Below are 13,125 nucleotides of genomic sequence, written 5' to 3'. Positions count from 1 at the left end.
TGGTTGGTCCAGCCCGGCCAATCCGCTAAACGCATCGGCGATGCCCCATCTCTATCTCGTCGACGGCTCGGGCTATATCTTCCGCGCCTATCACCGACTGCCGCCGCTCACCAACAAGCATGGCGAGCCGGTAGGCGCCGTCTATGGCTATACGGCGATGCTGTGGAAGCTGGCGGACGAGGTGCACAAGGCGGAGGGGCCCACCCACATGGCGGTGATCCTCGACAAATCGTCGACCACCTTCCGCAACGAGATGTACGCCGAATACAAGGCGCACCGGCCGCCGCCGCCCGAGGATCTCGTCCCGCAATTCCCGATGATCCGCGATGCGACGCGCGCCTTCTCGCTGCCCTGCATCGAGGAACAGGGCTGGGAAGCGGACGACCTGATCGCGAGCTATGCCAAGGCGGCGCTGGCGCAGGGGTGGCAGGTGACGATCGTCAGTTCCGACAAGGACCTGATGCAGCTGATCGAACCGGGCCTCGACATGTACGACACGATGAACAACCGCCGGCTGGGCGCCGAGGCGGTGGTCGAGAAGTTCGGTGTCGGGCCGGACCAGCTGGGCGACGTGCTGGCGCTGATGGGCGATGCGGTCGACAACGTGCCGGGCGTGCCGGGCGTAGGCCCGAAGACCGCCGCCAAGCTGATCCTCGAGCATGGCAGCGTCGAAGGCGTGCTCGCCGCGGCGCCCGACATGAAGAAGGGCAAGCTGCGCGACAATCTGATCGAGCATGCCGATGCGGCGCGGATGAGCCGCAAGCTGGTCGAGCTCGCCTGCGACGTGCCGCTGGAGCATCCGCTGGAAGAGCTGGCGTTGCAGGGCATCCCCGATGCGCCGCTGCGCGCGTTCCTGGAGCATCACGGTTTCAAGACGCTGCTCGGGCGGCTCGGGCAGGTGGCGGATGCGCCGGTCGAGGATGCCGCGGCGGAGGTACCGTTCGAGGCCGATCCGCCCTGCGAACACGATGCCTATGAAACGGTCGTCGACGTGGCGGCGCTGGACCGCTGGGTGGCCGGTGCACAGGCGCAGGGCTGGATCGCGATCGATACCGAGACGACGGGCACCGATGCGACGCGCTGCGACCTGGTCGGCGTCAGCCTGGCACTCGGCGCCAACAAGGCGTGCTACATCCCGCTGGGACATGGCGGTACCGACCTGCTCGCGGAAAATCCGGTGCAGATCGAGCGCGCTGCGGCGCTCGCCCGGCTGAAGGCGCTGTGCGAGGACCCGGCGGTGCTCAAGATAGGGCACAATCTGAAGTTCGACATGATCGTGCTCGGCCTGCATGGCATCACGATCGCGCCGCACGACGACACGATCGTCATGAGCTTCGACCTGGACGCCGGGCTGCACGGCCATGGCATGGACGAGCTGGCCGCGACGCACCTGTCGCACAGCTGCATCGCGTTCAAGGACGTCGTCGGCACCGGCAAGTCGCAGCGCGGCTTCCATGAAATCGACCTGAAGGCGGCGACCCGCTATGCCGCCGAGGATGCCGACGTCACCTATCGCCTGTGGAAGCGTTTCAAGGCGCGGCTGCCCGCCGAAGGCTCGACCCGGGTGTACGAGATGGTCGACCGGCCGCTGGTGCCGGTGATCGCGCGGATGGAGATGCGCGGGATCAAGGTCGATCGCGAACGCCTGTCGAGCCTGTCCGCCGGGTTCAGCGAGCAGATCGCGGGGCTGGAGACGGTGATCCACGGTCTTGCCGGTGCACCCTTCACGATCGGCAGCCCCAAGCAGCTGGGCGACGTGTTGTTCGAGAAGATGGGCATCAAGGGCGGTCGCAAGGGCAAGTCCGGCGTCTATTCGACGGACGTCAACGAACTGGAGCGGATCGCCGCCGACAGGGATTCGCCCGGTGCCGAGATCGCGGCGCGGGTGCTCGACTGGCGTCAGCTGACCAAGCTCAAGAACACCTACACCGACGCCCTGCAGCAGGAGATCAACCCGCGCACCGGGCGCGTCCACACCAGCTATTCGCTGACCGGCGCGCAGACTGGGCGGCTGTCGTCGACCGAGCCCAATCTGCAGAACATCCCGATCCGCACAGAGGTGGGACGGCAGATCCGCGACGCCTTCGTCGCGGAGCCGGGCAACGTCATCCTCGCCGCCGACTATTCGCAGATCGAGCTACGGCTGGCGGCGCACATGGCCGATGTGCCGGCATTGCGCGAGGCCTTCGCCAATGGCGACGACATCCACAGCCTGACCGCGATGGAGCTGTTCGGCGAGGTCAACCGCGACACCCGCGGGCGGGCGAAGACGATCAACTTCGCGATCCTCTACGGCATCAGCCGCTGGGGCCTCGCCGGCCGGCTGGACGTGACGGCCGACGAGGCGCAGGCGATGATCGATCGCTATTTCGAACGCTTCCCGGGCATCAACACCTATATCGCCGAAACCACCGAGAGCGTCCGCACCCGCGGCTTCACCACCACCCTGTTCGGTCGCAAGACGCATTTCCCGCGGATCCGGTCGAAGGTGCAGCATGAACGCCAGGGCGCCGAGCGCGCGGCGATCAACGCGCCGATCCAGGGGACGTGCGCCGACATCATCAAGCGCGCGATGGTGCGGATGGAGCCGGCGCTGCTCGCCGCGGGGCTGCCCAACGTGCAGATGCTGTTGCAGGTGCACGACGAACTGGTGTTCGAGCTGCCCGAGGGCGACGTCGACGCGGCAAGGCCGGTAATCGAGCGGGTGATGGCAGAGGCCGCTGCGCCGGCGGTGACGCTGTCGGTGCCGCTGGGGATCGAGATCGGGACGGGCGCGAGCTGGGGAGCGGCGCATTGATCGTCGGCGTTTCGCCCCTGCCCTCACCCTGTGCCGCCTTCGGCGTCTTCTCTCTCTCCCAATGGGAGAGGGAGGGAGCGGCGCAGCCGCGGAAGGGTGAGGGCAGCGTGCCCATCCGCCCGTGACCGAGACCAGGGACATCGACGCGCTCGCCAAGGGCGGGCGGACCAATATCGCCGGCTTCGTGCTGCGCCTCGCCGCGCGCATCCCGTTCCTGTTCATCGCCGGGCGGCTCTACGGCCCGGACCTCGTCGGGCGGTTCGCGCTGGCGGTGGTGGTGGTCGAACTCGCCGCGCTGGTCGCGACGCTGGGGCTGAAGCGCGGGCTTGCGCAGGCGCTGTCATCCTCGGATCAGCCGCATGCGAGCGTCGTCTGGGACGCGCTCGCCCTCGCCTTCATCCTGTCGATCGCGGCGAGCGGAGTGCTGATCGCCTTTCCCGAGGTCATGTACGCCAATACGCAGGTGACCGGGCTCGACCGGTTCCTGCCCTGCATCATCGTCGCGGTGGCGTGGTCGGACGTCAGCCTTGCCGCGCTCGCCTATCGCCACGACGTGAAGGCGGCGGTGACGGCGCGGGCGGTGGTGGAGCCGTGGACGATCTCGATCGCCGCATGGATCTTCTCGTTCGTCACGATCAAGGACGGCTTGGTGCTGTCCTACGTCGCATCGATGATCGCGGCGCTGATCGCCAGCATGGTGCCGTTCCTGCGCAGCTATGGCGTGCCACACGGCTGGTCACCGCGGATCGGGCCGTTGTTCGCACTGGCGCGGGCCAACGCGCCGCTTGCCGGAGCCGACGCGCTGGAATGGGGCAGCCGCAATGTCGACCGTTTTATCCTCGGCGTAATGTTCGAGCCCAAGGTCGTCGGGATCTACTACATGGCGCAACAAGTCGCCAGCCTCCCGCAGAAGCTGAAGACCAGTTTCGACCCGATCCTGGGACCGGTCATCACCAAGAGCCTGGCGGTCAACGACCGCGCCGCGATCGCCAACCAAGTGCGCCAGGTCGCATTCTGGATCATGGCGGCGCAGGCTGGGCTGGCGCTGATGGGGTCGATTCCGGCAGAAGCGGTGATGGGCGTCGTCGGGCCGCAATTCGTGGCGGGCAGCGCCGCGCTGGGGTTCCTGCTGACGGCCGAGGTACTCGCGTCCACCGGCGCGGTATGCGAATCGGCGCTGGTCTATACCGCGCGCCATCGCAACCTGATGATCTCCATCGTCATGCTGGCGGTGCAGATCGCGCTGAGCTTCGCCCTGATCGGTGCGATGCGCGCGGCGGGCTGGCCGACGACGTGGCAGGCGGCGGGCCCCGCGGTGGCGCTGATGGCGAGCGTGGGGCTGACGTCGGTCATCAAGGCGATGCTGCTCGGCCGGATCCTAGCCGCGCCGGTGTCGCCGTGGCGATGGCCGCTGCTGTGGGCGGTCAGCGCCGCGATTATGGTGGGCGGCCTGTTCACCGCGCTGCCGCACCGGCTGGAATGGATCGAGCTGCTGGTCGGCGAGCCGGCGATCGCCGCGACCTATCTGTTCGTGCTGTGGAAATGGGCGTTCGGCCCGGCCGACCGCGCGCTGTTCGGCAAGATGCCGAATGCCGAGGAAGCGACGTTGCCCAACGTCGGGTCGCCGGTCCGCTGATCGTCCGGCCGCGCGGTGCCGAAAGTCACGAAAGTCTCACTTGTGCGACCCCGCGCCATCAGGTGATCGGGATGAGAAAGAGCGCAACCGAATCGGCCGTGCCCGGGGTCTTTCACGGACGATCCAAATAGGACAGCGGAAAGATCCGGCGTGCCGCGATCTGCGCATCCCGGCAGGGGCACATCGCCCGCCCCGTCAGGCGCTGGCGATGAACCGGATGTGCCCGCCAAAGCGCGCGGCGATTAGTGGCGGAAGTGGCGCATGCCGGTGAAGACCATCGCCAGACCGGCCGCGTCGGCGGCGGCGATCACCTCTTCGTCGCGGATCGAGCCGCCCGGCTGAATGACCGCGGTCGCGCCCGCCTCGACCGCCGCCAGCAGACCGTCAGCGAAGGGAAAGAAGGCATCCGACGCGACCGCCGAACCGATCGTGCGCGGCGCCGTCCAGCCCGCCTTGTCGGCGGCGTCCCTCGCCTTCCATGCGGCGATGCGCGCGGATTCGAGGCGGTTCATCTGGCCGGCGCCGACGCCGGCGGTTGCACCGTCCTTCGCATAGACGATGGCGTTCGACTTGACGTGCTTGGCGATCGTCCAGGCGAAACGGCAGTCGGCGAGCTCCTGCGGCGTCGGCTGGCGCCTGGTGACGACTTTCAGCATGTCATCGGTCAGCCGGCCGTTATCGCGCGACTGCACGAGCGTGCCGCCGACGATCTGTTTCGTGATGGTGCCTTTGCGTTGCGGATCGGGCAGCGTGCCGGTCAACAGCAGGCGCAGGTTCTTCTTCGTGGCGAACAGCGCGAGCGCTTCCTCGTCGGCGTCGGGCGCGACGACCACCTCGGTAAAGATACCGGTGATCGCCTTTGCCGTCGCCGCGTCGAGGGGGCGGTTGACCGCGATGATGCCGCCGAACGCCGACACGGTATCGCAGGCGAACGCGGCCTCATAGGCCGCGGCCAGCGTGGCGGCGGTCGCGACGCCGCACGGGTTCGCGTGCTTGACGATCACGACGGTCGGATCGGCATCGCGGAATTCCGCGACCAGTTCCAGTGCCGCATCGGCATCGTTGTAGTTGTTGTAGGACAGTGCCTTGCCCTGCACCTGCCGGGCCTGCGGCAGGCCGGCGGCAGGGTCGCCCGCATGATGCCGGACCTGGGCGGTCTGGTGCGGATTTTCGCCGTAGCGCAGATCGAGCGCGCGCACGTCGTCGACGGTCGGCGTTCCGATATCGGTCGCAAACCAGTCGGCGATCAGCGAATCGTAACGGCCGGTGAGGCGATAGGCCTTCGCCGCCAGTCGCCGCCGATCCGCGAACGTCGTCGTGCCGCCCGCCACCGTCGCATAATCCGCCGGATCGGTGACGATCGCGACATAGGCGTGGTTCTTCGCCGCCGAACGCACCATGCTGGGGCCACCGATATCGATATTCTCGACCACCTCGTCGCGCCCCGCACCCCTGGCGACGGTGGCTTCGAAAGGATAGAGGTTCACGACCACCAGATCGATCGCGCCGATGGCATGGTCCGCCATTGCGGCGGCGTGCGCGGGATCGTCGCGCACCGCGAGCAGGCCGCCGTGGACCATCGGGTGCAGCGTCTTGACCCGGCCGTCCATCATCTCGGGAAAGCCGGTGAGATCGGACACGTCGCGCACGTCGAGACCGGCGTCGCGCAGCGCCCTGGCGGTGCCGCCGGTCGACACGAGTTCGACGCCCTTGGCGGCGAGCGCGCGGGCGAGGTCGACCACGCCGGTCTTGTCGGACACGGACAGCAGGGCGCGGCGGATGGTGATCGTCGACATGGGGATTCCTTACGGCTTTCGCGCGCGTCCCCTAGCCGGGGATGGCGTGGGCGAACAGGTCTTGCGCGCGCCCTGCCCCACTTCCGTCGTCATTCCGCGCCCGTCGCCGGTCCCGCGCCGATCGGGGCGAGGGACCGGCGACGGATCAGATCGCCCGCTTCAACGCCCAGCTGACGTTGGCGCCGCCCGCCGGGGCTTCACCGCCGACGACGAGTTGCTGCGTCGCGACCGGTCGCCCCTCGCCGTCGATCCATAGCGAATCCTCGATCGTCAGTGCGCCGCCGCGGCAGCGGAACTGCCAGAGCGCGCCGCCGGGCAGGCGGAGCAGGGCCGCCAGCCCGTCCGCGGTCGGCGATGCCTGCACGCCCTCGCCCAGGTGGAAGCGCACCGCGAACGGCACGACGCCCGCCTTGCGACGGCGGCCCTGGGGCAGCAGCGCATCCTCGCCGCGCAATTCCTTGCCGTCGCCGGTCAACATCAGCTGGCGGCGATGGACGAAACCCCAACGGCGGACATAGCCGTCGTGGCTTGCCTCGATCCGGCTGGCGACATCCGATTCCTGTCGCGACAGCTCGACCTCGGCAACGCCGCGGCCCAGCGTGCCGTCGGCATGGATCGCGGTGCTGTTCGAATCGCCGACGGTCAGCGTCGAATGCGCCGCGGTGGTACGCAGCCCTTCGGCGAAGGCGGCGGGCAGCTGTGCGACGGCGGCGCGCGCACCACCGCAGTTGACGATCAGCCGCGCTTCCCCGTCCGAGAATTCGAACGCGAGCGTCGAGGCGCATCCACCCTCGACCAGCTTGGCGATCGGCGGCGGCGCGGCATCGACGATCAGCACCGCGGCGCCGGCGGCGAGCCGCTGGTAGCCCCAGTCGCGCGCCTGGCGGAGCGGGCGGGTGCGGATGCCGCTCGCCTCGATCACCGCGGCGATGGCATCGGCCGTGGTGGGACCGCCGCCCTGCCAGCTCGACAGCATGCGATCGCCATGCATCGTGCCGAGCAGCGCCGGCACGGCGCGGGCAAGCGCATTCTGCGCCGGCGCGGGCAGTTCCTCGCGACGCGCGGCATAGGTTTCGCGCAGCATCGCCAGCAGCATGATCGTGTCGAGCAGCATCGCCGGGCTGCGCGACACCGATCCGCCGTCCTCGCTGAGCCCGGACGCGAGGGCGCGGGCGAGGCCCGCCTCGCCGAAGCTCTTGCGCGGGTCGCCGCCCGGGATCAGCAGGCCGGCGGCGACGACGCCGCACCAGGCGGCGATCCGCTGCGCCCCTGGTGCCGCCTTGTCGGCACCGCGGTCGAGGTGGCGGGCGCCGCGGGCCAGCGTGTTGAGCACGCTGGAGCGATAGACGAGGTCGGTCGACGACAGGATCAGCGGCGCATGCGCGGTCCAGTAGAGCAACCGCCGCCCCACAGATCGGGCCGCCACGCGAAGGGATCGACCCGTTCGGCATAATCGTCGAGCCAGCGCGCCATCAGCTGTTCGGCGATCGGCGCGCCCTGCACGCGGGTCGCCACGGTCGACAGGTCGCGCAGCCATGCGAAGCTGTGCACGTAAGCGGCGAACGGCCGCCCCCATTCGCCGCGCTTGAACGCCAGCGTGTCGACCGGGTGGGTTTCGCCCTGAAAGGCCAGCTCGCCCTTCAACAGCGCCCGGCCACGCGCGACGTCGCCGATGACGGGATCGTCGGGTACCGCGATCAGCTTGAGCGGATAGCGGCCCTTGAGGCGCATGGTATGGATCGGGGTGCGCCACGTCAGCTTATGAAAGCTCTCGGACAGGCGTTCGGCGAGGCTGAGCCCCTTGTCGCCCCCGACCCGCATCAGGCGCTTGCCCTCCTCGATGCCGTCGTGCTGCGTATCGGGCGACATGTCGTTCATTCGGCCGGCCGCGTTCCGCGCAGCGCGGCGATGTTGGCGGCATAGGCGTCCGGACCGCCCCTGAACGCAGCGGTGCCGGCGACGAGCGCGTCGGCGCCGGCAGCGATGCAGCGCGCGGCGTGTTCGGCATCGACGCCGCCGTCGACCTCCAGATCGATGCTGCGGCCCGATGCATCGATCATCTTGCGGATCGCGGCGATCTTCTTGAGCTGGCTGTCGATGAACCTCTGGCCGCCGAAGCCGGGATTGACGCTCATCACCAGCACCAGGTCGACCATGTCGATGAGATAGTCGAGCATCTTGGCCGGGGTGCCGGGATTGAGCACGACCCCTGCCCGCTTGCCCAGCCCCTTGATGTGCTGGACGGTACGATGGATGTGCGGTCCCGCCTCCGGATGCACCGTGATGCAGTCCGCCCCCGCCTCCGCAAAGGCATCCAGGTAGACGTCGACGGGCGAGATCATCAGATGGACGTCGAACGGCTTGGCCGTGTGCGGGCGCAGCGCCTTCACCACCGCCGGGCCGATCGTGATGTTGGGCACGAAATGGCCGTCCATCACGTCGATGTGGATCCAGTCCGCCCCCGCGGCGTCGATGGCGCGCACTTCCTCGCCCAATCTGGCGAAATCGGCGGACAGGATGGACGGGGCGATACGGACCGGCTGCATGACCGGTCTCTGTAACCGCCTATGTCCCTATTACAATGCGCTTGACGTCAGCCGTCGCGGCGCAACCGGACGATGAAGAAGCCGTCGCAGCCGCCCCGGTCGACGAGCATTCCCGGCAGGGTGCGGACATAGCCGTCGGCGTGGACCGGCACGCCGGGCGGCAGCAGCGCCGCATCGGGGGCGTCGATCGCATAATCCGGCCGATCGCGCAGGAAGCGGGCGAGTTGCACCTCGCCCTCCTGCGTCTCGAGGCTGCAGGTCGCAAAGACGAGCGTGCCGCCCGGTTTCACCCAGTCGGCGGCGCGGGCGAACAGGCGCGCCTGCAACAGAGCCATTTCTTCGATTATCGGCGGATGGACGCGGTGCAGCACGTCGGGATGACGGCGGAAGATGCCGGTGGCGCTGCACGGCGCATCGATCAGCAGCGCATCGGCGGGTTGGTCGGGCGCCCATGTCAGCACGTCGGCGGCGATCACCTCTGCCTTCAGCCGGGTGCGGAACAGATTCTCGCGCAGCCGCTTGATGCGGGCGTTGGAGACGTCGACGGCGGCGACGTGGAAGCCAGCGGCGGCGAGTTGCAGCGTCTTGCCGCCGGGCGCGGCGCACAGGTCGATCGCCGCGCCGCCGCCAGCCGGCGCCCGGTCGGCGAGCAGCCGGGCGGGAATCGACGCGGCGATATCCTGCACCCACCAGCGCCCCTCGGCGAAGCCGGGCAGGTCGGTGACCGACCCGGCATCGGCGACGCGGACGTGGCCGGGCATCAGGCTGATGCCACCCAGTTCGGCGGCCCAGTGATCGGTCTCGGCCGGATCCGCCAGCGTCAGGTCGAGCGGCGGCGGCGCGGCGATCGCCGCCTGCGCGCCCTCCGCCATCTCGGCGCCCCACGCCGCGTCCCACCGCGCCTCGACCAGCGGCGGCAGCGCCGGGATTTCGGGCAACAGCACGCCCGATCGGGTGATCGCGCCGAACACGCCATGGACCAGCTTGCGCGGGCCGCCGTCGACCAGCGGCAGCACGGTGGCGATGGCGGCATGGTGCGGCGTGCCGAGCACCAGCGCCTGCACCAGCGCGATGCGCAGCGCCATCCGCGCCTTGGCATCGTCGGGCAGCGGACGTTCGGTGACCGAATCGATCAGCGCGTCGAGATCGGGCAGGCGGCGCAGCACCTCGGCCGCGATGGCATGGGCAAGGCCGCGATCGGGCCCGTAGACGTGGCGGGTGGCGGCGACGAGCGCCTGTTCCAGTGGCTCGCCGCGGCGCAGGACGGCATCGAGCAGGCGCAGCGCGGCGCGGCGCGAGGGGGTGCCGAGGGCGTCGGCGGAATCGGCGGGGGCGTCGCGATTGAATCGGGGCAAACTTGTCTAACCTGCTGCGGAGATCGATATGAAATCCTTCCTTAGACCGGAGAACCGCGATGGGCCAACGTCCCGCACATGTGAAGCCGCCCGCCTATCTGTCGCAGAACCCGCCGGTGCCGGCGCCCGATGAGAAGACGACCACGCAGGACGATCCACTGGGCCTCGATCCGACGCGCTATGGCGATTGGGAATTGAAGGGCATTGCGGTCGACTTCTGACCTCGCTGCAACCGCGCGTCCGTGCGGTTGCGGACCGGCTGCGACCGTTCCGGAACCAAAATGACCGGATGCGCGTCGAGCGGGGCATGACATCCCGGCCTCGCGTCAGCAGGCGCATCCTCCTGCTGTCCCTCGTGGTGGTCGTGCCGTTGCTGCTGCTGGCCGGGCTGGCGGCCTTTCCGTTCGGACTGCTGAAGGGGATCGTCGCCGATCGTCTGAGCAAGCGCTTCGGCCGCCCGGTGGCGATCACCAGCATGGCGCGGGTGGACGGGTTCGGCTTTACCCCGACCATCGCCGTCAGGGGCGTGACGATCCCGCAGGCGCGATGGGCGGGCAGCGGCGATTTCCTACGGTTGCGCGAGGCGCAGGTCAGCTTTCCGGTCTGGCCGCTGCTGACCGGCACGTTCAAGCCGCGCGACATACGGCTGGACGGTCTGCAACTGGCACTGGTGCGCGATGCCGACGGGCGGACCAACTGGTCGCGCCCGGGCGAGCCCGAGAGTGGAGGGTCGTCCAACGACCTCAAAGGACTGAGCGTCCGTGACAGCATGATCCGGTATCGCGATGCCAAGCGGCGGCGAGAGGCGACCATAGCCTTTGCATCGGACGCGAAGGGGCTGCGGGCGAGCGGCACGGGTGTCGTGCGCGGCACGCCGGTGCGGATCGCGCTGACCGGTGCATCGGTGGCGCAGCCGACGCCCGGACCATGGCCGTTCACCGCGGCGATCGACGGCACGGCATTGCACATGCGCGCGCGCGGCACGATGGACAGGCCGCTCGATACCGACGCGATGGAACTGAAGGTCGTGGCGCGCGCCGCCGACCTGCGCCTGATCGACGCGGTGATCGAGGCGGGGCTGTTCGGCACCCAGACGGTCGCGATCGTCGCCAACGTGCGCCATGCAGCGCCGCGATGGATCGTCACCGGGTTGAAAGGAACGATCGGTCGATCGGATATTGCCGGCCACGTGACCGTGGACAAGCGCGACGGTCGGACGCAACTGGACGGAGCCGTCGCGTCCGACCGGTTCGACTTCGACGATCTGTCGTCCGACGAGGGGCTGGCGAAGGGCGCCGCGCTGGAACGGGCGATCGGGCCGCGGGTGGTACCCAACACGCGGATCGACCTGTCGAACATCGACACGACCGACGGGCGGATCGCGGTACGCGTCGCACGCGTATTCAGCCGAGGCGGGGGTACGTCGGTGACCGGGGTACAGGGCGTGCTCGTCCTCGATCACCAGCGACTGCGGGTCGAACCGCTCACCATCCGGCTGGCAGGCGGCACGGCGCGCGGTGCGGTGACGGTGGACCAGCGCGGTGGCGCCGCGCAGCCGACGCTGACGCTCGACCTGCACCTGACGGGAACGCGGGTCGACGCGCTGGCGGGAACGGGCGGTGCCTTTACCGGGCGCATCGCCGCCCGGGCGCGGCTGACCGGTCGCGGCGAGACGATCCGCGCGGCGGTCAGCCGGTCGACGGGGCGGATCGGATTCGTCGTGCGCGACGGCGCATTGCCGGCGCGCTATGCCGCGGCGCTGGGTTTCGATGCGGGCCGGGCGCTGCTGGCCGACAGTCACGACACGGCGGGATTGCGCTGCGTCATTCTGGCGCTGGCAGTCAGAAACGGACGCGGCAGCGCATCGCCGCTGGTCGTCGACACCAGCGCCAGCCAGTTGCACGGAACCGGCACGGTGAGCTTTCCGGCAGAACGCATCGATTTCCGCCTGACCGGCGCGCCCAAGGGCAAGAGCCTGCTGCGCTTGCCCGGATCGGCGTATATGACCGGCACGCTGAGCGACCCGGTGCTGACCGTGCCGCCGGAGGTGAAGTCCGCGGGCAACATCTTCAAGGCGATCGGCCGGGCGATCACCGGGCGGCAGGGGCCGACGGCCAGCGATGCCGATTGTGGCGGACTGGCGGCGCGGGCATTGCGCTGACGCCATGCGGCAACGCACCCATGTTTCCGCTCGCCGCGCCCGGGTGTCGTCGCTAGGATCGCGTTCATGAACGATACCGCGACTGCCGGTGGCGCCACCGGTGCCAGCCTGATCCCGAGCACCACCGACGCCTTTACGATCGCGCATCTGGTGGTCGTCGCCATATTTGCAGTCGCGGTGATCGCCGCCATCATCTGGGGCGCGCGACTGAAGCGCCGCCGCAAGACGGCCGAGCGCGACATCGCCGATCACAACAGCATCGTCGAACAGGCATCGCCATCGGCACCCGACGACGAGGTTGTCACTGCGCCGGTCGCGGCAGCGCCTGAGCCGACGCCGACGCCAACTCCGGTACCAACGCCAGCGATCACCCCGACGCCAATCGCCGCGGCATCGCATGCACCGTCAGGAAGCGACGACGCGGCGCAGGCCGGGCCGGGCCGCGACGGCTGGGCCAACGAACCGATCGCCGCTTCGGCACCGCTGGAGGCAGCGCCGGCGGTGGAAGCGGCACCGCAGCCGACGCGCGCAACGGGTGGCTTGCCCGCCGACGCATCGGTCTCCACGCTGAAGGGGCTTGGGCCCAAGCTGGCGACCCGACTCGGCGAGCTTGGCATCACCACCGTCGGACAGGTTGCGGCGCTGAGCGACGAGGAGGCGGCGCGGCTGGATGCGCAATTGGGGCCGTTCTCAGGCCGGATGATGCGCGATCGCTGGATCGAGCAGGCGCGCTTTCTGGCCGCCGGCGATACCGCCGGTTTCGAAGCGGTGTTCGGTCGGCTTTAGAACGGCGTCGGGGTCATCGCCCCGCCAGGGCTGCGCTGCCCGCGACAA

The 13,125-nt window shown here is 69.3% G+C and carries 8 protein-coding genes and 1 pseudogene; 5 read left to right on the top strand and 4 right to left on the bottom strand.

Annotated features, from left to right (window positions below):
* Positions 1-40: 40 nt before the first annotated feature.
* Both polA and GTH33_RS05580 read left to right on the top strand, forming a co-directional pair.
* Positions 41-2,797: a DNA polymerase I gene (gene polA / locus GTH33_RS05585; protein WP_163957497.1), complete on the top strand. Its 2,757-nt coding sequence runs from the start codon at positions 41-43 to the stop codon at positions 2,795-2,797.
* Between the two features lie 121 nt (positions 2,798-2,918).
* Positions 2,919-4,433 (top strand): lipopolysaccharide biosynthesis protein, encoded by a 1,515-nt coding sequence (locus GTH33_RS05580; RefSeq protein WP_163957494.1) that lies wholly within the window; start codon positions 2,919-2,921, stop codon positions 4,431-4,433.
* Between the two features lie 242 nt (positions 4,434-4,675).
* On the opposite strand, the gene purH is transcribed toward GTH33_RS05580, so the two are convergent.
* From purH to GTH33_RS05560, 4 genes and pseudogenes are all read right to left on the bottom strand, one after another.
* Positions 4,676-6,229 (bottom strand): bifunctional phosphoribosylaminoimidazolecarboxamide formyltransferase/IMP cyclohydrolase, encoded by a 1,554-nt coding sequence (gene purH / locus GTH33_RS05575; RefSeq protein WP_163957493.1) that lies wholly within the window; start codon positions 6,227-6,229, stop codon positions 4,676-4,678.
* A gap of 145 nt (positions 6,230-6,374) precedes the next feature.
* Positions 6,375-8,107, bottom strand: a pseudogene (locus GTH33_RS05570) (heparinase II/III family protein).
* A complete protein-coding gene (gene rpe, locus GTH33_RS05565; protein ID WP_163957491.1) occupies positions 8,104-8,775 on the bottom strand; it encodes a ribulose-phosphate 3-epimerase in 672 nt (223 codons plus the stop codon). The pseudogene GTH33_RS05570 and the gene rpe overlap by 4 nt, the downstream one beginning before the upstream one ends.
* 47 nt (positions 8,776-8,822) lie before the next feature.
* Positions 8,823-10,130 carry an RsmB/NOP family class I SAM-dependent RNA methyltransferase gene (locus tag GTH33_RS05560; protein ID WP_163957489.1) on the bottom strand — a complete coding sequence of 436 codons (1,308 nt, stop codon included), beginning with the start codon at positions 10,128-10,130 and terminating at the stop codon, positions 8,823-8,825.
* Positions 10,131-10,189: 59 nt separating this feature from the next.
* Here GTH33_RS05560 and GTH33_RS05555 point away from each other — a divergent pair, with 59 nt between their 5' ends.
* The 3 genes from GTH33_RS05555 (at position 10,190) to GTH33_RS18280 (ending at position 13,077) form a co-directional block, all read left to right on the top strand.
* Positions 10,190-10,351, top strand: coding sequence for a DUF1674 domain-containing protein (locus GTH33_RS05555; protein WP_163957487.1), 162 nt, complete (start codon positions 10,190-10,192; stop codon positions 10,349-10,351).
* 86 nt (positions 10,352-10,437) lie between these two features.
* Positions 10,438-12,291, top strand: coding sequence for an AsmA family protein (locus GTH33_RS05550; RefSeq protein WP_243848356.1), 1,854 nt, complete (start codon positions 10,438-10,440; stop codon positions 12,289-12,291).
* A gap of 66 nt (positions 12,292-12,357) precedes the next feature.
* The gene (locus tag GTH33_RS18280) at positions 12,358-13,077 is read left to right on the top strand and encodes a hypothetical protein (protein WP_163957485.1); all 720 of its coding nucleotides are present in this window, start codon (positions 12,358-12,360) and stop codon (positions 13,075-13,077) included.
* Positions 13,078-13,125 lie beyond the last annotated feature (48 nt).

Origin of the sequence: Sphingomonas insulae (assembly GCF_010450875.1) — a bacterium.
GTDB lineage: Bacteria > Pseudomonadota > Alphaproteobacteria > Sphingomonadales > Sphingomonadaceae > Sphingomonas > Sphingomonas insulae.
The sequence above is the reverse complement of the archived record's forward strand: the minus strand, read 5'-3'. Positions and strand labels throughout refer to the sequence as shown.